This window comes from Flaviaesturariibacter aridisoli (assembly GCF_004343705.1).
Classification (GTDB): domain Bacteria; phylum Bacteroidota; class Bacteroidia; order Chitinophagales; family Chitinophagaceae; genus Flavisolibacter; species Flavisolibacter aridisoli.
Genome location: NZ_SKFH01000012.1, coordinates 41,709 through 60,877, shown reverse-complemented (window position 1 = coordinate 60,877; position 19,169 = coordinate 41,709). Strand labels below are relative to the sequence as shown.

Below are 19,169 nucleotides of genomic sequence, written 5' to 3'. Positions count from 1 at the left end.
TTTTGGTGCGAAAGATTTCGGTTGAACACGTGCGTCAGAAACGCGGGCACTTGAAATAGGAAGGCTCTTCGTTGCGCTTGCCGAAGAAGGTCAGGCTGATCTCGAAGCTGTTGGCGCCGCTGGCCATCTTGCCCAGGCGCGACGTGTTGACGTCGTAGCTCGCTCCGATCATCAGCTTGTCAAACAGGACACCCACAAAGGGCGATACGGCGTCGTTCACGCGGTAGTTGGCGCCCAGCATGAGGTCGGCGCTTTCGCTCACCTTACGCTGGATGTAGGCACCGGCCATGATCTCCTGGGCCGTGCCCTGGCGCATGTAGAGCGCGTTGGGCACCAGGTCGGTATTGTCGTTGAGCTGCACGCGTGCGCCGCCGTGCACCGTCAGCCGCACCGGCAGGCGCTCGGCGGAGCCCTGTCCCGTAAACGGGTCGATGGGGCGCGTCAGGTGGCCGGCCGAGAAGCCGAAGAAGGGATTCACCTTCACATCGGTGGCGCCGTTGAAGTAGGCCACGCCGGCGCCGAGGTCGAAGTCGCCCACGGAGGTGTTCGACAGCGGGTCGTTGGTGGCGATATTGGGGTTGTAGCCGATGCCCGGCACCCACTGGTCGCCGCCCTGAAACTTACTCGGGTCGAAGCGGCGCGCGAGCACACCGCCCTGCAGCCCGAAGGCCAGCGTGTGGCGGTTGTCGGCACCCCAGCGCACGCCGCTGTAGGCGATGGTCAGCTGCGCGTTGGTATAGCGGTAGCCCCCTGTGCCGGCGGTTTGGCTCAGCACGTTGATCCCGAAATTGAGGTTGCTGTTGGTGCGCATATCGCCCGAAACGCCGATGGTGGAATAGGGCGTGCTCACGTTGCGCCACTGGTTGCGGTAGAGGGCCGAGGCACGGATGCCACCCTCGCTCTGGCCGGCCAGCGCGGGGTTGAGCCACATCGGGTACACGTAGTACTGCGAAAAGTGCGGGTCGGCCTGGGCGTTCGCCGAAAGGGCGGCGCCGGTGCAGAATACGAAGAAAAGCTTTCTCATAGTGTTAGCGAATCAGGTTAATGGATCCTTTGAGGGTGCGCGTCTGCCCGTTGGCGAGGGTGACTTTCGCCACGTACATATACACGCCTACGGGTTGTTGCTTGCCGGAGGCGCTGCCGTCCCAGCCGCGGGCTTTGTCGGTGCTGGCGAACACCTGTTCGCCCCACTGGTTGAAGATGCGGAAGTCGAGGGCCGTTACCGAGGATCCGTAGAAATACAGCACGTCGTTGCGGCCGTCGTTGTTCGGGGTAAAATAGTTCGGTACGAAAAGGTCGTCGGTCACCGGTACGTTCACCGTTACGGTCACGGAGCCCGTGGCCGTGCAGCCGTTGGCGTCGTTGCCGGTAACACTGAAGGTGGTGGTTGCGGGCGGTGTCAGCGTCTGCGTGGCGGCCGTTTGGTTCGGCAGGAGCGCCGGGGGTGCCCAGGCCGTTACCGTAAAGGGCGCCGTGCCCGTCCACACCGGTGTGAGCGTCACGCTCTGGCCGGCGTTGATCGTGGTGGCGCTGGCGGTCAGCTGTACCGCCGCGCTGTTGACGGTTACGTTTACCACCTGCGAGGCCGTACAGCCGCCGCTGGTGACCGTGTAGGTCAGCTGCGTGTTGCCGGCGGCCACGCCCGTGAGCACACCGGTGTTGCTGATGGTGGCCGCGGCCGGGTTGCTGCTGGTCCACGCACCACCTGCGATGCTGGGTGTGAGCGTGGCCGTGCTACCGGCGCAAAGTGCCTGGGCGGCGATCGGCGCCAGCACCGGGGCGGCGTTGACGGTCACCGTGGTATTGGCGGTGCCGGTGCAGCCGTTGTTGGTCACCGTATACGTGATCGGGATGCTGGTGCCGGGGGCGATGCCGGTTACCACACCGGTAGTGGCGTTAATGGTAGCGAGCGCCGTGTTGCCGCTGCTCCAGGTGCCGCCGGCAAGCGTGTTAGCCAGGGTGCTGGTGCCGCCCACGCAAAGTGTCGTGTTGCCGGTGATCGGCCCGGGCGCCGGCGTGCTGGTAACGGTAATGGTCGCCTGGCTCGTGCCGGTGCAACCAGCGGCATTGGTCACGGTATAAATGATGTTGGCCGTGCCGGTGGCCACGCCGGTTACGACCCCGGTTGCGGGGTTCACGGTAGCAATGGTTCCGTCGGCGCTGCTCCAGGTACCGCCGGGGGCACTGTTGCTCAGCGGGGTGGTGCCGCCGACGCATACATTCGAAGCGCCGGTGCTGGCGGGCACCACGGGGGTGGCCACCACGAGCAGCGCGAAGGGCATCGTGCTGGTGCAACCGGCTGTGCCGGCTGTAAAGTTGAGGGTTACGGCTCCCGGGGCTACGGCCGTCACATTCACGATGCTGGGGCCGCCGGCGGGAAGCGTGGGCGACACCGTTACGAGGCCGGCCGGCGTGGCCGTCCAGGTCCCGGCGCCATTGGGCTGGAAGGGGTTGGTAAACTGGGCGGTGGTGCCGACGCAGAGCGTGGCCGGGCCCGTAGTGGGCTGCAGCACCGGCGCGGCGGTTACCGTGATGGGGGCGCTGGCCGTGGCGGCGCAGGCGCCCGAGCCCACCGAGTAAATAATATTGACGGGCCCGCCGCCGGTAACGCCGGTCACAACGCCGGTAGCGGGGTTGACCGTGGCCACGGCAGCATTGCTGCTCGACCAGGTGCCGCCGGGGGTGCCGTTGCTGGTAAAGGTGCTGGTAGCGCCTACGCAAAGGTTGGCCGCGCCGCTAACCGTTCCGGCGTTGGCGGCCGACACCGAGGTAATATCATACGTAGCAGTGCCGGTGCAACCGCCACTGGTAACGGTATAGGTAATGGTAACGGGGCCGCCGGCAGCGACTGCCGTGGCAACGCCGGTGCTGCTGTTGACCGATACCACGCCGGGAGTGGCGCTGCTCCAGGTGCCGCCGGGCGTGGTGCTGCTCAGGGTTGTCGTGGAGCCGACGCAGAGGACGTTGCCGTTGCTGCTGCTGACCGCCGCTACCGTTACGCCTGTAGCCTGCACACGCATGCTGTTGATCCAGGTCGTATTGGCGCCGCCGTTGGGTGCGCCGGGCGTTTCGTTGAGGCCCGCATCACCCTGCTGCCAGGAGGCTGCCTGGGAGAAATTGGCATTGGTCAGAAAATAGTTTTTACCACCGGGCATATCCGGCACCCATACCGTTGCCGTCGAGGCGCTGCCGATAACGAAGCCGAAGGAAAAGTATTCGTTGTTGAGGGTAGTGGGCTTAACGATCACCACGCCGTCGCCGCCATTGGCCAGGGCCACCGTGGCCCAGTCTCCGCCGTTCGACCAGCCGGTGGTGGAATAGGTGAACGAAGCCGACGAAGGGGCCGACGGATCGGTGGTGTTTTTCTGCAGCAGGGTGGAATTCGCCTTCAGCACGTACACGTAATCGTGGTTGGCATCCGTCGGGTCGTCGGGTAGCGTGATGCTGTTGTTCTTTTCGATGTCGCTGTAAATCAAGATGACGGAGCCGTAAGGAACCGCCGCCCAGTTGGCCACGTTGGCAAAACGCATCGCGCCGGCAGCGATCCCGGTACCGGAACCCGTTGCGATCCAGCCGTTGTTGTCGTCGAAGATCCAGCCACGCAGGTCCAGGGTACTGTCGGTGCAGGTACGGGTACCGGCCACCACAAATTCAAAATATTCTTTCTGGCTGCTGGTCTGTCCCTGGGATAATTCATTGAGCACAAGTCCGGGAAGTGTCTGGGCACCGGCAGCAAAAGAACCGGCGAGCAAGGCTAGCGAGAGGAGAGCTTTAAGCATGTTAGTTCGGAATGGGGGAACAAATATCCCGCTTTCCGGACTTACAGCCGGGATTTGATTATTATTTTTTAATGTAATACAAGCCCCGCGCGCCTTTGGGCCCGCTTCAAACCGGGTCCCACAGCCGATTTTGGCACGCATTTCGGATAGGTAAGAACGGACGCGATTCCTCGCCATGTCGCTGGCCCCTCCTGAAAATTCAGGAACTCGGATAACGAGGCGGTCAAATTCCGGCATCGAGCCCTAAATAGAATCGACTGGGTACATTTACATTCAGAAAGAGGTTGAACCAACGTTCAACCTTTTTTCTTTTCCACCCGTTTCATGGCTTGTCTTTTGCATTTTCTTTCGTGATGAAACGTGCAACAACAATCACTCTGAGCCTGCTGGCAGTAGCGGCTACCACCGTGTTGCTCAGCCGCGGGCTGCGCCGCCGCCGCATTGCGCGGATGCAGACGGCCATCGCCGAGGAAGGCTACGAAACAGCTCCCGACATTCTCTATCCCGGAAGGCGCAAGCCCAACGACGGCTTCTACGGCCCCGTGCTGCCCAATTAATCTTCGCCCCAGATCCGCGGACCCAGGTCGGTACCCGGCGCCACAACCTCGCGCCGCACTTCGTTGCGCCCCGGCCCGCCGGTGAACAGCACCCCCGGCGTCCCGCCACGGTATTGCAGGGTCTCCCCTTTCAGGTACAGCGCCGTGCCCTCGGGCAGCGCCAGCACCGGTATGTGCGGGTTGAGCTGGCAGAACTCCGTCAGCCGGTCGTCGCGGGTCTCGCCGTGGAAACCCGGGATCTGCACATTATAATAATGCGGGTTGATCTGGAAATTGATGAGGCGCAGCCCCAGGAAGGATTCGGGCTGCACGATGGGCATATCGTTGGTGGTGCAGATGCTCCGCCCGATGACGTTGGAACCGGCGCTCCAGCCCACGTAGGGGATACCCTGCAGCACGCGGTTGCGGATGGGCTCGATGAGCTGGTAGCGATACAGGTCGGCCATGAGCTTGAAAGTATTGCCGCCGCCCACCATGATGGCACCGCAGCGCGACAACAGGTTGCCGGCGTTTTCGGCAGTGCACACTTCTATTTCATACGGCAAACCCTCGAGGGCGGCGCGCACGCGGTCGGCATATTCGTCGTCGCTGATGCCGACGGCGGCAAAGGGCAGGAAGGCAATGCGCAGCCGCTCGGTGCCCAGCACTTCCTCGATCAGGGGTCGGGCGGCCTCGAGGTAGGCGCCCCCGCCAACGCGGGACGAGCTCAGGGCCAGGATCTGATGGATCATACGGTAGGTTTTTGTTGCGCCCAAAGGTAGCGGCGCCGTTTTCAGCGTCCATGGGAAAAACACCAGCAAATCCTGTGTTTTTTCCCATCCGTGAAACCTATTTTCGGCGTATGAAACGCCACCTGAACCTCTTGTACCTGGCGCTGCTGGCCCTGCCGGCGGCAGCCCAGAAGATCGAGCAGACCCTCGATTACAAACTGAAACCCACTCAAAAAGCGCCCCGCTACTATTCCATCATGGAAAAGAAGGGCGACCGCTGGCACCGCGAATTGTACTACCTGCCCGAGCGCAGCCAGGCCATGCAAGGCGACTTCCTCGACGCGGAGGCCACCCTTCCCGACGGCGAGCACCTCTGGTACGGCAGCAACCGCCTGCTGGAGCGCGTGGAGCATTACGCGGCCGGCAAGGAACAAGGCGTTTTTCTCCGCTATAATATTAAAGGTGAGCTCATCGACTCGGCCAACTTCGCCGGTGGCTGGCGAATGGGCCTGGGCCTGCGCTGGAACGACGATGGCTACCTGACCGACTCCTCCTGGTTCGACGGCAGCGGCAACGGGCGGGTCGTGCGCCGCTACCCTTCGGGGATGCTGTCGGCCACCGGCCGCTACGTGCGCGACACTGCCCGCGACGGGCGCTGGCTGTTTTACCACGACAACGGGCAGTTGCAGGCGGAGGTGGATTTTACCGATAACAAGCCCACGGCCTGCCGCAACTTCACCCCCGGGGGCGCTCCCGGCGACCCGGCCCTTTGCATCGAGCGCGAAGCGGCCTTCCCCGGCGGACACAGTGGCTGGGCCCAGTACCTGATGCGCCAGCTGCGGGCGCCCAACGACGCCCGCCCCGGCCTCTACACCGTGCGTTGCCGCTTCGTGGTCAACAAAGACGGGACGCTGTCCGACTTCGACATTGTTACGAGCCAGGGCCCGCTGTTCGACAACGAGGTGCTCCGCCTCATGAAAGCCTCCCCCAAATGGGTGCCCGCCGTGCAGTTCGGCCGCTACGTAAAGGCCTACCTCACCCAGCCCGTAAGCTTTATGATCAGCGAGTGAGGGACGTGAGAGGTGAGGCGTGAGGCGTGAGGCGTGAAGCGTGAGGCGTGAGGCGTGAGCTTTACAGGCGCGTCTGAATAAAAATGTCCCGCACCTGGTGCGGGACATTTTCGTTACCGGCGTCAGCGTTCACGGCTCACGCCTCACGCCTCACGTTACTAGTTATCGCCCAGGATGATCACGAGGGCATAGATGAGGCCCGGCAGGTAAAACAACAGGGTCAGCAGCAGCGAGATCCAGAAGCGGCTGTTGATAGTGCCTTCGTGCAGGTACACGCCCAGCGGCGGCAGCAGGATGGCCACGATCACCTGCACCACGGTGCTCGCGAGCGGCTCACGGCCGGCGCGCTTTTCGGCTTTAAACTGCTTTACGGCCGACTTCACGGCACGGAAGCGCTGGCGGCGCTCTTTGCCACTGAGGGAGCTGAACTCTTTCAGCGCGGCGGTTACCTTGGCCGGATCGGGATCGCCCGAAACGGGTGTGGGCAGCGGCACCGAAGCGGAGGTTTCGGACAGGAGGAGGCTACAGCTGAGAACCAGCAGGAGCATACGGGTAAAGATATATTTCATGGTGAAAGCGTTTGTCCCTCATCGTAAAAGAATTGGGCCAAACGGGGCGGTAAGATCAGTACGCTCATCTTCAACAGCAGTGACCCTGTCACAATGGAACACCCTTCGCACACACGCAAACGATCGTAGAAATACGGCAAATGTTATACACACGTTTCCGGCATTTCGATCGACTTTTCCACAGCCGCACCGGCCTGTTGGAAATGCCCGCCCCGGCGCCGTACCTTGAGGGTACACAGTTCTTTTACTTCATTCCTTAAAACCAAACGCTTATGACCAATGCGACACAAAACCGCATCAACACGGTGCTGACGGCCGAGCAGGAACAAAAGATCAAGGACGGCATTGCCCTCATTAACGAGGCGCTCAGAGACGTGTACCGCTCGCTCACACCCAGGGAGCGGCAAACCATTCCCAAGATCAACAGGGCCAACGACCTCTTCGTCAAAGACGCGCTCACGGCGGTGCAGCAGGCACCGGAGGCCTTTCCCCGCAGCTACAACGTGCAGCACATGCAAAACGACTACACGCTGTACAACCAGTTGAAAGCCCATACACTGAACGTACAGGCCCTGTACGAAAAGTTGTCCGACACGATGATGCTCGCCGGCTCGGAAAGCTACATCAGCGCCCTGCTGGCTTACCGCTACGTGGGCGCCTCGGCCGCCAGCGGCGAGCAAGGCATGCAAACCCTTTACAAATCGCTTCGCCAGCGCTTCGATATTGCGGGCAACGACCTCGCCGAAGCACCTGCGGCAGAAGCGACGGCTTCCTGATTCTCCATTCATTTAAGTGGTTTTGACCGGGGCGGCGTTTTTACGCCGCCCTTTGCCGTGCCGGCCCGGCCGGCAACTACCCCGCCCCCGTTCGGAACCGCCTCCCCCCACTTCCGGCGCCCCGGCACCCGCTTCGTAGCTGCGCCGGCGCACCCCTTTCGGTCGGCGGCGCCGCTTTTCCGGCCCCGCGGCGCAGTTCGAAGCCCGACTCCCCGAGCCCGGGGGCTGGCCGGCGCGCCTCCCGAACCCGCTCGCCCGGGTTTTCCACTCCGGCGAGCGGGGAAAAAGGCAACCGGGGCCGACGTAAAAGGTCGGCCGGCGGGGTTCGGAACCGGGAGCGCCCGGCCGGGCAGTGCGCGCGCGGAGCCCGGAACTGCGCTGCCGCAGTACAGAACTGCGCGCGTGCAGCGCCCGAAATAAAAAAGCAGCCTTGCGGCTGCCTTGCTCCTAAAAACGGTTGGCTTGGTTTAAGATAGCGTTCAGTTGGTTTCGGCGCGACCCCAGGTCAACGGCCTTCAATGTTTCCGATGGAACAAAGAAAAACCATTTTCCCGGTCCCGGCAACCGTATTTATACGGTATTTTATCGCCCTTTTTTGCCAATTCTCTTAGCAACACCCCCTGTTCCGGCCCCAATCTTGCCCTACCCCCTCCGGATCCCCGTTGTGCGGTCCGTGAAACTGTGTGGTATGAAAACAACGAATGTTCCCCTCCCCGGGCGCCGAAGCTTTAGCGAAGGCAGCCCCGGCCGGCGCAGCCGCATCGTGCCCCGCCGGCACGTCGGCTGGCTGTTCCTCATCCTGTTCCTGCTCATCGCCGGCCTGGCCATCGGCGCACCCCTGCCTACCGTAAGCAGCAGCCCCGCCGAGCAGGACGAGCCCGGCGGCGCCCCCGTGCACCCGCAGGTGCCGAAGCTGCAGACCGCCCTCGACCGCTACCGCGCCATCGCCGGCAGCGGGGGCTGGACGGCCATCAAAGGCACGCGCAAATTTTACCAGGAAGGCGTTTCCGACCCCGCCGTGACGCAGCTCAAAGAGCGGCTGCGCGCCTCCGGCGACTTCCCGTCGGACGATACCAGCAGCGCATTCACCGAGGAGCTGACGGCCGCCGTGAAGCGGGTGCAGAAACACTTCGGGTTCCCCGAAAACGGCGTGGTGGACGCGGCCCTGCTCAAGGAGCTCAACGTGCCGCTGCGCAAGCGCATCGCCCAACTCGAGGCCAACCTGGCCCGCGTGCAGAAGCTGCCCGAGCCCGCGCCCGGCACCCGCCTCGTGGCCAACATCCCCGAATACAAACTCCACGTATACGAAGGCGACCGCCATGTGTTCGATATGGCCGTAGTGGTGGGCTCGGAGTCGAACAAGACGGTGCTCTTCAACGACGAGATGACCTACCTCGTGTTCAGCCCCTCCTGGAACGTGCCGCCGAGCATCGTGAAGAACGAGATCCTGCCCAGAATGCGCGGCTCGCACGACTACCTCTGGCGCAACAACTACGTGATGGAAGGCGAAGAGGGCGGCCTGCCCAAGATCCGCCAGCTGCCCGGCGCCGGCAACTCGCTGGGCCGCGTCAAGTTCGTGTTCCCCAACGAAAACAATATCTACTTCCACGACACGCCGGCCAAGTCGCTGTTCAGCCTGCGCAAGCGCGCCTTCAGCCACGGCTGCATCCGCCTCGCCGAGCCGCAGAAGCTGGCCGAATACCTGCTGCGCAACAACCCCGAATGGACGCCCGCGAAAATCAAGAGCGCCATGAACTCGGGCCGCGAGCAGCGCGTGGACCTGCCGGGCAAGGTACCCGTGTCGCTCACCTATCTCACCGCCTGGGTGGACGACGACGGGGCGCTGAACTTCAGGGAAGATATTTATAAGCTGGATTAGCCCCTATCCCCCAAAGGGGGCACACAGATCGATCAATAATGTGCCTGAATGAAAAGCCCCGACTGTAGTGTCGGGGCTTTTCATTCCCCCTTCCCCCTCGGGAAGGGGTCAGGGGATGGGCGTGTGAGGTTTACTCCTGTTTTGTATTGAGTTGTTGCAACACGCTGTCGATGGCTGTCCCGATCGCCTGGACGGAATCCATCGTACCGGGCCCGCCGCGGAATTGCCGCTGCAGCAGGCCGTTCTCACGCGACCGTAATTCCACATACTGCCGCATCAGGTCGCGGCGGCGGCTGTAGTCGGGCGGCAGCGGGTAACTGGCGGCGCTGAGCTCGGCGCGGGCACTGTCCCAGGCCTGGGCCGCGTTGGGGAGGCGCAGCATGCCCCCGGCGGGGCCCGGCTGCAGGGGCGCCATTCCGCGTTTTTCGAAATCCACCAGGCGTGCTTCCTGCTCTTCCCAGCGCAGGCGGTTGTCGGGGTGCGAGGCCACGAAGGCGGCGCAAAAAACAAGGGCGATAACGAGCAGGCCGGCCGCCACGCCGGTGCCGGGCGTCTTGCGCCGCAGCGAAGGCAGCAGGGCATAGCCTGCGGCAAAGCCCGACACGAGGCCGCCGATGTGCGCCGAGTTGTCGATGCCGCCTTTGAGGCCATAGGCCAGGTTGATCACGATCACGAGGCCCACGCTTTTCAGCAATTGCTCGCGCGTGTTCTTGGGCAACAGGTCGGTGGTAAGCAGGGCGAGAAAAAGCCCGAAGAGCCCAAAGATGGCGCCCGAAGCCCCCGCGCTCACCACGGGCTCGCCCTGGTGCCACCAAAGGCTGGCGAGGCTGGAGAGCAGGCCGGTGGCCAGGTAGGCCAGCACGAAGCGTAATCGTCCGAGAATGGGCTCGAGGAAGGTACCCAATTGGTAAAGCCCGTACATGTTGAGCGCCAGGTGCAGGATGCCGATATGCACGAAACAGGCGCTGAGCAAGCGCCAGGGCTGGCCGCCGAGCGTATAGGGCGCAAAGTTGGCACCCCAGGCCAGCAGCGCCGCGCCCTTGGGCTCGAAGATGCCGGCGCCGGCAATGACCATGGCGATGAACACCAGCACGTTCAGCGCAATGAGTCCGTAGGTGACCCAATAACCCTGGTGGCGGTAGCGCATCGCTTCGCCGAGGGCCGATTGCTCGGCTTCCTGACGCGCCAGCTCCGCGCGGGTGTCGGCTTCCAGCTGTTCCAGCGCGGTGTGCCAGGTGGCCCGCTCCTCGCTGCTGGCCGACGCGCGCAGCTCCGCCAGCACCGGCAGGAAGGCCGCTTCTTTATCGCGCTGCATCCCGGCGGTGCCTTCCTTGCCGTCGGGCAGGGCGCAGGTAAAGCGCAACCCCTCCGCGAAAGCATCTACGATGATGAGATCGGTAGCACCTTTCCGCTCCATCCGCGAGGTGCCGGCAAGGCGTTGCGGAAAGCTCCATTGCGGTGTCCAGCCGAGGCGCAGGAAAGCGCCGTAGGCCAGGGCCAGGTCTTCGGATCCGGAGGGTTCGCTATCGGTACGGGCCAGTGTGCTCATGCCCGTGAAAGTAAGGCAGATCGCAGGAAGAAAAAGAACCCCGCCTTCTGCGGGGCAGGCTGCGCTCTTTATGATTTTTATCGGGGGCTACTCCTCCTCGGGGGCATCGAGCAGCTGCTCGTCGCTGTTGAGCACTTCCACGCCCTTGAGCTTGCGCTGGATGGCGCGGGTGCGTTTGCCCACGACGTCGTCGAGCTGGTTGAGGCCGGTCTGGATGTTGTGCTGCGCTTTTTCGAGCAGGGTGCCGAAGAGGTTGAATTCTTTCTTCACGGCGCCGAGCACCTGCCATACTTCCGAGGAGCGCTTCTGGATGGCGAGGGTGCGGAAGCCCATTTGCAGGGAGTTGAGGATGACGGCGAGCGTGGTAGGACCGGTGACCACCACGTGGCAGTCGCGCTGCAGTTCTTCCAGTAAGGAGGCCTTGCGCACTACTTCGGCAAAGAGGCCTTCGAAGGGCAGGAAGAGGATGCCGAAGTTGGTGGTGTTGGGCGCGTCGAGGTATTTGTCGCAGATGTCTTTGGCCATCCGCTTGATGACGGTCTCCAGGTTCTTTTGGGCCGCCTCGATCGCAACGTGGTCGCCGGCGTCGTAGGCGTGCTGCAGGTGCTCGTAGGCGTCTTTCGGAAACTTGGCGTCAATGGGCAGCCACACGTACTCGCGGTCGGCCTCGCGGTTGGGAAACTTGACGGCGAATTCCACGCGCTCGGCGGAGCCTTTTTTCGTGGCCACGTTGGCTTCGTATTGCTCGGGAGCGAGAATGTTTTCGAGGAGCATCTGCAATTGCACTTCCCCGAAACCGCCGCGCATCTTCACGTTGCTCAGCACTTTCTTCAGGCCGCCCACGTCCTGCGCCAGCGTTTGCATTTCGCCCAGTCCTTTCTGAACGCTTTCGAGCTGCTTGCTCACCAGCTCGAAGGAGTGGCCGAGGCGCTCGTTGAGCGTCTTCTGCAATTTTTCCTCCACCGTTTCGCGCATCTGGTCGAGTTTCTTTTCGGTGCTTTCGAGGAGTTGCTGCTGCTTGTGCCGGAGCTCTTCGAGCTTCACGCGCTGGAGCTCTTTCATGCCTTCCACGCTTTCGGTGAAGCGCTCGGCGAAGTTGCGGAGCGAGCGGTCGAGGGCGCTGCGCTGCTGCTCGGTGAGGTGGTTGAGGGTGCCGGAGAGCTCGGTGCGGAATTGCTGCAGGGCGCCGAGGAGCTCCTGCCGGTTTTGCGCCGCGAGGGTGGCGGCTTCTTCGCGGGCCGCTTTGAAGTCGGCCCGCAGGCTGGCGTTGAGGCGATCGAATTCAGCCGTGAAGCTTTGGACGCGGGGGCGGAAGAGGAATACCAGCAGCGCCGACAAGAGGCTGAGCGCACAGCAAAGGATCAGCAGGGCAAACATAGGCGGGAATTGGCCTGCAAGATATTAGCTTTCGGCCACATATGAGAGCAGGGGTTCGTGAGGCGTGAGCCGTGAGGCGTCAGGCGTGAGGCGTGACGTCGCGATGCGCGGTAAATAAAGAACGGATGCCAAGGGCATCCGTTCTTCGTTACTGGCGTCAGCACTCACGCCTGACGCTTGACGCCTCACGTTACGCGACGCAGCCGCCCGCCGTAAAGGGCACGAACTGGTTGTTGATGAAGTAACGGTCACGGCAGTCCTGCGTCCAGTCCATCTGCAGCACGTGCTCGAGGGCGTTGACGAGGTGCTGCTGGCTGAAGGGTTTTACGATGAAGAGGTTGGCGCCGCGCTCGTAGGCTTTTGCGATGTCGGTCATGCGCACGGAGTTGCTGTACACGATCACGGGAATGCGGTCGTTGCGGCTGTCGGCGCGCAGGGCGGCGAGGCATTCGAGACCGCTTTTGCCGGGCAGCGTGAGATCGAGAAACAGGATGCCGGGCTTCAGCGAACTCCATTCGATGAGCAGCGACTCGCCGCTGAAAAGCGCGGTAAAGGGAAGGAGCGGATCGATCTTGTGCAGCGCCCGCTCGAATAACAGGCAGGCGTCGGTGTCGTCGTCCACCAGGAGGAGGTGTTGGTGTACCAGGTTAGGGTGCATCATTGGTGATTCAGGGGTCAGGGGTGATCAATGGGCCGGGGCCTTTGCATTTCAAATTTAGCTAATATAACAGATGCGCTGCATAGATTTTTTTTCATATAAAGCACGGCCCTAGCGGAATCCACAGGGCGTAAACGGGGCACCGGCGCGCAAAGGCCTGCTCTTTACCAAGTTATTCACACGGAAAGGCCTACCTTTAACACGTATTTCCGGATCGCCCGCTCGCTCTTATGATCCTTCGTCCGCCGGCTTCGGCTACGCTCAGCCTGACAAATGCACCCCGCATTTCTGCTACGCTCAGCATGACAGCCTGGAAGGACTAAAGAGGCTCCCCGCCTCTGATCTCCGAAAGCAGGTAAGGTAATGCAGCGACCCATGTGGAGTTGCCGCTGCGGTCTGGCCTTATTTAAACCCGCCTTACGGCCCCACAGCCTGACTCCAGGAATTGTACCGTCGCTACCGGCCCATAAAACAGGATGCCGCCCGACGCCCGGAGCAGAGAGTGCCCACAGGCAACAGAAGCTTTAAGCTGAATTGAACATGACATTTGAACAACTGGGTCTTTCCGAGCCGATTCTCCGTGCCCTGAAGACCGAAGGCTACACAACGCCTACTCCCATCCAGGAACAATCCATTCCCATCGTCCTCAAAGGCTACGACCTCATCGGCCTCGCGCAGACCGGCACCGGCAAGACCGCTGCCTTCGCCCTGCCGATCCTCGACATCCTGCACGAAGACGACAAAAACACCCGCGGCTACAAACACATCCGCACCCTCATCCTCACCCCCACGCGTGAGCTCGCCTCGCAGATCGGCGATTCCTTCGCCGCCTACGGCCGCCACACGGGCCTCAAGCACGAAGTGATCTTCGGCGGTGTAAGCCAGGTGCCCCAGGTGCAAAGCCTGCGCATCGGCACCGACGTGCTCATTGCCACACCCGGCCGACTGCTCGACCTCATGAACCAGGGCTACGTGCACCTCGACTACCTCGAGATCTTCGTGCTCGATGAAGCCGACCGCATGCTCGACATGGGCTTTATCCACGACGTGAAAAAAGTGATCAAGGTACTGCCCGTTGACCGCCAGACGCTCTTCTTCTCGGCCACCATGCCCAAGGAAGTAAGCGCCCTCGCCGAGTCGATCCTCTACAAGCCCGAGCGCGTGGAAGTGGCCCCCGTATCGTCGACCGCCGAAACGGTGGACCAGTCCATCTACTACGTGAACGGCAAAGACAAGATCGACCTGCTCGTGCACCTGCTGCAGGAGCACAAGATCCAGCGCACGCTCGTCTTCGCCCGCACGAAGCACGGCGCCGACAAACTGGCCAAGAACCTGAAGAAGGCCGGCATCCGTGCCGACGCCATCCACGGCGACAAGAGCCAGGGCGCCCGCCAGAATGCACTGTCTTCCTTCAAGGACGGCAAGCTGAAAGTGCTGGTGGCCACCGACATCGCCGCCCGCGGCATCGACGTGGACGCGCTGACGCACGTGATCAACTACGACCTGCCCAACATCCCCGAAAGCTATGTGCACCGCATTGGCCGCACCGGCCGCGCGGGTGCCAGCGGCATCGCCTTCTCGTTTGTAAACGGCGAAGAACGTGCGTACCTGAAAGACATCCAGAAACTGATCAACAAGCAGATCCCCGTGGCCGAGCACCCCTTTACCGACCACAACCCCGTTACCGATGCGGCCCCGAAAGCGCAGGGCGGCCGTGGTGGCGGTGGCAACCGTAACCGCGGCGGCGGTGGCGGCAACCGTGGTGGTGGCAACCGCGGTGGCGGAAGCGGCGGACATCGCCCGCGCAGCGGTGAAGGCCGCGCGCAGCGTGGCGGCGGCGGGCAGCGGAGCCAGGCGCAGCAGGCGTAGACCCATCCTCCCGGCCTCCTTCCCAAAGGGAAGGAGGTGTTGGACCTCACCCCTAACGAAAAAGGACGCACTATAGTGCGTCCTTTTTTATTTTGATCTACGCAGAATTGCTGCTTTTTCATCTAATAAAAAGTGCGCGGATCGTTCGTTTTTCTAAAAAATGCTTTTTACCTTACTCATCGTTAACGCATCTATTTACCAAAACCAACCGAGTGTATGAGTAACCTTACTGCCAACCGCGTCAACCACACTTTTACGCAGACCGAGATCGACGAGATCAAGCAGCACTTTACAGCCATCAACCGCATCATGGGTCCTAAACTGATCGGCCTTACCAAAGACGAGCGCAGGAAGCTGCCCAAAATGTACAAGGCCAACCTGATGTTCATGCAGGACGCACAACTGGTAGCGGAGCACAACCCGGACCTGTTCCCGGCTTATTTCAATGCCGACGCCATGCGCACCGACGAGCAGTTGCACCTGCAGATGAAGGAGATCGGGATGCTCACCGGCCAGTTGCACGAAAAGGTAATGGATACCGGTTTGCTTGCCGGGTCCGAAGCTTACGTAAGTGCCCTGGCGGTGTACCGGATGGCGCAGGCGGCGGCGAAAGCAGGCGTAGCCGGAGCCAAGGCCCTCGCCGACAAGCTGGCTGAGCGCTTTCAGCAAGCCAGCGACGGCGAGCCCGAGGAGATGGACGGCAACCAGTTGGGCTAAGCTCCTCCGAAGCGGGCAGCCCCACGTCCGCACTCCGGTTACCTCTATTAGCAGCGCGCCCGCGCTGCTTTTTTATGCCCCGCCCCCCTCCGGGCACCCCCTACCCCCCTCCCGGAAGGGGCGCAGCCCCTGGTGCGTCGTACCCAGAGGGACCTTCGGAAGAGGGGCGCCGGAACGGAAAGGGGGGCCCGCCCCCTCTGGTAATGGGACCGCGCAGCTAAAAGAGGGGACCGCGCAGTTAAAAGACCGGCTGACGGGGTTTCGAGAGGGGTAAGAGGGGTTTCGAAAAGGGGTGCGCGCCCCGGGAGCATGGTGGCGGTATGCGCCGGAACCGCTACCTTAGCACCCCAAAACAAAAGCTATGAAACGCATTCTGACTGCTTGCGCCCTCCTCTTTACCCTGGCGGCTTCCGCGCAGAACGGCCTCCGCGCCGGCGCCAAAGCCTCCGCTTTCCAGGCGGCCTCCGGCAAGGGCGTCGATATGGCCTACGGCGGTGAAGCCGTGGTGACCTTCTCCATCAAAAACCTCAACGTCGGCACCGGTGCCGAAGTGCTCTACTTTGAAAATATGGACGACGTGGCCGTGCCGGCTTACCTCACCGTGGGCTACGACTTCACCCCGCAGTGGAGCGCCCACATCGACGGCGGACAAGTGCTCTATGGCCGCACTGTAAAGGGCGTACGCACTAACGGCAACCTCTACCTCGGCGCCGGCGCCCGCTACAACCTGGGCCGCACGTTTTACGTAGGCGCCCAGTACTCCATGTACGGCTTCAAGGTGAAAGGCTTCGACCCCACCTACACCCACGGCGGCTCGCTCAGCTTCGGCGTCCGGCTGAAGGGATAAAGTGAACATCTTTTTGCGAAAGGCAGGCCCCAGGGTCTGCCTTTTTTTGTGGCCGCCGATCGCGGTGCGCCCCTTCGTAACTTTAGGCAAACGACAACCGATGCGCCGCCCGATCCTGATGCTGCTTGGCCTGTGTGCTGCAACGGCCCACGCATTTTCGCAAGACCTCACTGGTACCTGGGAAGGGACCGAGGAAGGCAATTACATGAAGCTTGTGATCGTAAAGGTGGGCAACCAATACGTGGGCTACACCTACGACACCGACCCCGGGGGCGGCTGGTGCCGCGCCAACTTCCGCGGCTCGTTCAACGCCGGCCCGAAAGAGCTGCACGGTTTCGGCGATGGCATGATCGCCAAAAGAGGCAGCCACGTGCAGTGCACCTACGAGCTCACCTTCTTCTCCGGCCGCAACGGCGACCGCCTCAGCGGCACCGAGCGCACCAAAGGAAATCCCAAACCGCTCTTCGGCTTTCTCGACTTCGACGAAGGACCCGTAGAACTACGGCGCGTAAGCCGCACGGTGGACACGACCGCCTACATGCGCCGCTATCTTCCACCCCCACCGGTAACGGTAGTTCCGCGCAGCGCGCCACCCACCGCCCAGCCGCCTGCAAAAACGCCGGCGGTCGCGGCGAAGCCACCCGCCGCCAGGCCGCGCACGACGCCTCCCGTGACTACCGTTCGGCCCCGGCCGGCCACGCCCAGGCCAGCTGCACCGAAGCGCACCGTACCGCCGGCGCCGCGCCGCGGCGATTCGCTCGTCACGATCCGCAAAGCACCGCCGAAGACGCCCGCCCTGCCCGCACCGGCACGCCCGGTTCCCGCCAATAGCCTGCTGCGCCTCAAGACCGGCCGCAGCAACAACGTAGTGCAGGAAATCAGCACTTCCGTGCGCAGCATCACCATCCGCGTGTTCGACAACGGCGTTCCCGATGGCGACACGGTGAGCATCCTGCACAACAACGAGGTTGTGTTCGACCACAAGCTCGTGGCCGTGCAATCCTTTTCCTTTACCGTGCAACTCGATGAAGGCGACCCCGTGCACGACATCACGCTCATCGCCCACAACGTAGGCTCCATCCCGCCCAACACCGCCTCGATCGTGGTGGAAGCCGGCGACGAGCGCTACCGCCTCACCGCCAGCACCGACCTGCAGCGCAATGCCGTCATCCGCATCCGGTATACGCCTTAGCGGCGGGGCGCAGGCGCCCTTGTTCGCGACGGCAGCACGGCACGACGGCGCAACGATACGTTTGCGGACGTTTCGGCTCCTTTTCATTTCCTGACGTAGGGCCGTCGTGCCGTCGCGTCTTTGCGCACGGAGGCCGCCTGTGGCCGAGGACAGGCAGGTTGATGATGATCGACGGAATCCGTTAGCGGGGCAGCAACTTCAGCGCCGCGGCCTCTAATTCGGGCGACGACCGGAAGCAGTGCTTCAGGAGGGGCATTTGGCGGTTGCCGAACCGCATGCGGATGCGGTCCTCAGCCCCGGGCGCGTTTGCGCGATCGGGTTGAAGATGCCAGGAAGCGGTGGGTAAAATGACAGAAGATAAATGCCGGCCTAGTGTTCGAGGTGTTCCCGGATCGCCCCATCGAGCTTGCTTTCGGCGTCGATGACCCAGTTGGGCAATTGGGGCGCGTCGGTATGCCAGTGGCCTTCGGGGCCGCGCTGCATGACAAAACAGATGCGTTGCCCGCGGTCGTCGGGTACGTCAACCTCGTAGCGTAGTTCGTCGCCTACCGGCAGGCGGCGGAAGTTGAACTCGCGCTGGCGGTCGCCTGCCTTGATGATCCGTGAAAAGTAGATGTTTCGGCTCATGAGTGTACTGGAGGCCTGGTGGGGGCCCCGCCCACGTATGAAAAAACTATGCCCCGCCGGAGATGGGGCGGGGCATAGTCGTTAATCTTTTCGGAAAGCTCAGGGGAGCACGGGGAAGTCCTTACCATGCGCCCGCACGGCGGCGGTGGCATATTGGCGGCGAAGACCGGTGATCGACTTCTTGACGTCGCTCAGCTGCACGATGTAATTGAGCGTGAAATCGGCGCTGGCGTTGAGGGCCGGCGACAGGCCCTTGTCGAGCAGGGCTTCGAGCCGGTCCTGCCGGGCAATATAGTCGGCACGCTCGGCGGCGGTACCGGCTTTAGCGGCGGCACAGTCGCGCGCCGCGGCCTGGAGGCCGGCGAGCTCCGGATTGTTATCGCCCCGGTTGGCTACCAGAGTGAGGTAATCCTGCACCAGACGCGTGCGCTTGTCGCACTCCGCCTGCAGGTTCGTCCAGGCGCTGCGCACCGCTTCGGTATAAACGGGATAGTTGACCACCGCATCCACGAGGTCGGCGGCGGCAGCCACCTTCCAGGCACCGTCCTGCTTGTGGAGGTTGATGCGGAGCTGGTTGTTCTGCACCACGACGTCGTCGCCGGAGCCCGACTCGATAAAGGTCTGGGTGTCGAACAAGGTTTCGGCGGTTGTGCCGCTGCGGCGGGCGCGCTCCTCGTCGATCTTCACGCGGCTTTCGAGCTGCTGGCGGCTTTGCTGCAGCAGGGGCTGCGCGTCGGCGGTGGCCAGCTTGCCCGCCTCATCGAAGTCGAGGGCGTAGAGCTGTTGCACGAATTCGGTGGCGAGGGCCTTGGGCGTTTGCTGTTGCTGGCAGGAAAAAAGGCCGCCGCTGAGCAGGGCAGCCCCGAGCAGGTAAAAAGTACGGTTCATAGTGTGCGTTTTATAGTGCGTGTGATAAAATCTACTATGCCGAAAGGGGCCGCCAACCTGTTGCGCCATCGTTTTCTCCCCGGGCGGTACTCGTAATTTACGGCT

General features: G+C 62.5%; 17 protein-coding genes. 8 read left to right on the top strand and 9 right to left on the bottom strand.

Annotation, left to right across the window (positions count from 1 at the left end; translation table 11 throughout):
* Positions 1-34: 34 nt before the first annotated feature.
* Together E0486_RS09595 and E0486_RS09590 are read right to left on the bottom strand one after the other, a co-directional pair.
* On the bottom strand, positions 35-1,024 hold the full coding sequence (locus E0486_RS09595; RefSeq protein ID WP_131851946.1) for a PorP/SprF family type IX secretion system membrane protein: 990 nt from the start codon (positions 1,022-1,024) through the stop codon (positions 35-37).
* Between the two features lie 4 nt (positions 1,025-1,028).
* Positions 1,029-3,779, bottom strand: a complete 2,751-nt coding sequence (locus E0486_RS09590; protein ID WP_165917267.1) for a T9SS type B sorting domain-containing protein — start codon at positions 3,777-3,779, stop codon at positions 1,029-1,031.
* 353 nt (positions 3,780-4,132) lie between these two features.
* Here E0486_RS09590 and E0486_RS09585 point away from each other — a divergent pair, with 353 nt between their 5' ends.
* Entirely contained in the window at positions 4,133-4,336 is a 204-nt protein-coding gene (locus E0486_RS09585; RefSeq protein ID WP_131851944.1) for a hypothetical protein, read from the top strand.
* Here E0486_RS09585 and pepE read toward each other — a convergent pair.
* Positions 4,333-5,067 (bottom strand): dipeptidase PepE, encoded by a 735-nt coding sequence (gene pepE, locus E0486_RS09580; RefSeq protein ID WP_131851943.1) that lies wholly within the window; start codon positions 5,065-5,067, stop codon positions 4,333-4,335. The genes E0486_RS09585 and pepE overlap by 4 nt on opposite strands.
* A gap of 110 nt (positions 5,068-5,177) precedes the next feature.
* On the opposite strand from pepE, the gene E0486_RS09575 reads away from it, so the two are divergent.
* Positions 5,178-6,116 carry an energy transducer TonB gene (locus E0486_RS09575; protein WP_131851942.1) on the top strand — a complete coding sequence of 313 codons (939 nt, stop codon included), beginning with the start codon at positions 5,178-5,180 and terminating at the stop codon, positions 6,114-6,116.
* 158 nt (positions 6,117-6,274) lie between these two features.
* Here the strand turns inward: E0486_RS09575 and E0486_RS19405 are convergent, their stop codons facing one another.
* Complete coding sequence (locus E0486_RS19405; RefSeq protein ID WP_243697412.1) at positions 6,275-6,685, bottom strand: YqaE/Pmp3 family membrane protein; 411 nt, start codon at positions 6,683-6,685, stop codon at positions 6,275-6,277.
* 272 nt (positions 6,686-6,957) lie between these two features.
* On the opposite strand from E0486_RS19405, the gene E0486_RS09565 reads away from it, so the two are divergent.
* Positions 6,958-7,461: a hypothetical protein gene (locus E0486_RS09565; RefSeq protein WP_131851941.1), complete on the top strand. Its 504-nt coding sequence runs from the start codon at positions 6,958-6,960 to the stop codon at positions 7,459-7,461.
* A gap of 688 nt (positions 7,462-8,149) precedes the next feature.
* The gene (locus E0486_RS09560; protein ID WP_131851940.1) at positions 8,150-9,340 is read left to right on the top strand and encodes a L,D-transpeptidase family protein; all 1,191 of its coding nucleotides are present in this window, start codon (positions 8,150-8,152) and stop codon (positions 9,338-9,340) included.
* A gap of 130 nt (positions 9,341-9,470) precedes the next feature.
* Here E0486_RS09560 and E0486_RS09555 read toward each other — a convergent pair whose 3' ends face one another.
* The 3 genes from E0486_RS09555 to E0486_RS09545 form a co-directional block, all read right to left on the bottom strand.
* Complete coding sequence (locus tag E0486_RS09555) at positions 9,471-10,889, bottom strand: rhomboid family intramembrane serine protease (RefSeq protein WP_131851939.1); 1,419 nt, start codon at positions 10,887-10,889, stop codon at positions 9,471-9,473.
* An 87-nt stretch (positions 10,890-10,976) separates the two neighbouring features.
* Positions 10,977-12,266, bottom strand: coding sequence for a DNA recombination protein RmuC (locus E0486_RS09550; protein ID WP_131851938.1), 1,290 nt, complete (start codon positions 12,264-12,266; stop codon positions 10,977-10,979).
* A 190-nt stretch (positions 12,267-12,456) separates the two neighbouring features.
* Positions 12,457-12,924, bottom strand: a complete 468-nt coding sequence (locus E0486_RS09545; protein ID WP_165917266.1) for a response regulator — start codon at positions 12,922-12,924, stop codon at positions 12,457-12,459.
* A gap of 540 nt (positions 12,925-13,464) precedes the next feature.
* On the opposite strand from E0486_RS09545, the gene E0486_RS09540 reads away from it, so the two are divergent.
* The 4 genes from E0486_RS09540 to E0486_RS09525 all read left to right on the top strand — a co-directional run bounded on the left by E0486_RS09540 (position 13,465) and on the right by E0486_RS09525 (position 17,549).
* Positions 13,465-14,793, top strand: a complete 1,329-nt coding sequence (locus E0486_RS09540) for a DEAD/DEAH box helicase (protein ID WP_131851936.1) — start codon at positions 13,465-13,467, stop codon at positions 14,791-14,793.
* Between the two features lie 216 nt (positions 14,794-15,009).
* Positions 15,010-15,510, top strand: a complete 501-nt coding sequence (locus E0486_RS09535; RefSeq protein ID WP_131851935.1) for a hypothetical protein — start codon at positions 15,010-15,012, stop codon at positions 15,508-15,510.
* Between the two features lie 361 nt (positions 15,511-15,871).
* Positions 15,872-16,357, top strand: coding sequence for a hypothetical protein (locus E0486_RS09530; protein ID WP_131851934.1), 486 nt, complete (start codon positions 15,872-15,874; stop codon positions 16,355-16,357).
* Positions 16,358-16,457: 100 nt separating this feature from the next.
* Positions 16,458-17,549 (top strand): hypothetical protein, encoded by a 1,092-nt coding sequence (locus E0486_RS09525; protein ID WP_131851933.1) that lies wholly within the window; start codon positions 16,458-16,460, stop codon positions 17,547-17,549.
* A gap of 369 nt (positions 17,550-17,918) precedes the next feature.
* Here the strand turns inward: E0486_RS09525 and E0486_RS09520 are convergent, their stop codons facing one another.
* Positions 17,919-18,176: a hypothetical protein gene (locus E0486_RS09520; RefSeq protein WP_131851932.1), complete on the bottom strand. Its 258-nt coding sequence runs from the start codon at positions 18,174-18,176 to the stop codon at positions 17,919-17,921.
* Positions 18,177-18,275: 99 nt separating this feature from the next.
* Positions 18,276-19,064, bottom strand: a complete 789-nt coding sequence (locus tag E0486_RS09515; protein WP_131851931.1) for a hypothetical protein — start codon at positions 19,062-19,064, stop codon at positions 18,276-18,278.
* Positions 19,065-19,169: the final 105 nt, after the last annotated feature.

Coding starts and splice junctions, on each gene's coding strand:
- E0486_RS09565 (WP_131851941.1), top strand. CDS start 6,958: ATGACCAATGCGACACAAAACCGCATCAACACGGTGCTGACGGCCGAG.
- E0486_RS09520 (WP_131851932.1), bottom strand. CDS start 18,176: ATGAGCCGAAACATCTACTTTTCACGGATCATCAAGGCAGGCGACCGC.
- E0486_RS09595 (WP_131851946.1), bottom strand. CDS start 1,024: ATGAGAAAGCTTTTCTTCGTATTCTGCACCGGCGCCGCCCTTTCGGCG.
- E0486_RS09575 (WP_131851942.1), top strand. CDS start 5,178: ATGAAACGCCACCTGAACCTCTTGTACCTGGCGCTGCTGGCCCTGCCG.
- E0486_RS09585 (WP_131851944.1), top strand. CDS start 4,133: ATGAAACGTGCAACAACAATCACTCTGAGCCTGCTGGCAGTAGCGGCT.
- E0486_RS09560 (WP_131851940.1), top strand. CDS start 8,150: ATGAAAACAACGAATGTTCCCCTCCCCGGGCGCCGAAGCTTTAGCGAA.
- pepE (WP_131851943.1), bottom strand. CDS start 5,067: ATGATCCATCAGATCCTGGCCCTGAGCTCGTCCCGCGTTGGCGGGGGC.
- E0486_RS09515 (WP_131851931.1), bottom strand. CDS start 19,064: ATGAACCGTACTTTTTACCTGCTCGGGGCTGCCCTGCTCAGCGGCGGC.
- E0486_RS09530 (WP_131851934.1), top strand. CDS start 15,872: ATGAAACGCATTCTGACTGCTTGCGCCCTCCTCTTTACCCTGGCGGCT.
- E0486_RS09590 (WP_165917267.1), bottom strand. CDS start 3,779: ATGCTTAAAGCTCTCCTCTCGCTAGCCTTGCTCGCCGGTTCTTTTGCT.
- E0486_RS19405 (WP_243697412.1), bottom strand. CDS start 6,685: ATGAAATATATCTTTACCCGTATGCTCCTGCTGGTTCTCAGCTGTAGC.
- E0486_RS09550 (WP_131851938.1), bottom strand. CDS start 12,266: ATGTTTGCCCTGCTGATCCTTTGCTGTGCGCTCAGCCTCTTGTCGGCG.
- E0486_RS09535 (WP_131851935.1), top strand. CDS start 15,010: ATGAGTAACCTTACTGCCAACCGCGTCAACCACACTTTTACGCAGACC.
- E0486_RS09525 (WP_131851933.1), top strand. CDS start 16,458: ATGCGCCGCCCGATCCTGATGCTGCTTGGCCTGTGTGCTGCAACGGCC.
- E0486_RS09545 (WP_165917266.1), bottom strand. CDS start 12,924: ATGCACCCTAACCTGGTACACCAACACCTCCTCCTGGTGGACGACGAC.
- E0486_RS09540 (WP_131851936.1), top strand. CDS start 13,465: ATGACATTTGAACAACTGGGTCTTTCCGAGCCGATTCTCCGTGCCCTG.
- E0486_RS09555 (WP_131851939.1), bottom strand. CDS start 10,889: ATGAGCACACTGGCCCGTACCGATAGCGAACCCTCCGGATCCGAAGAC.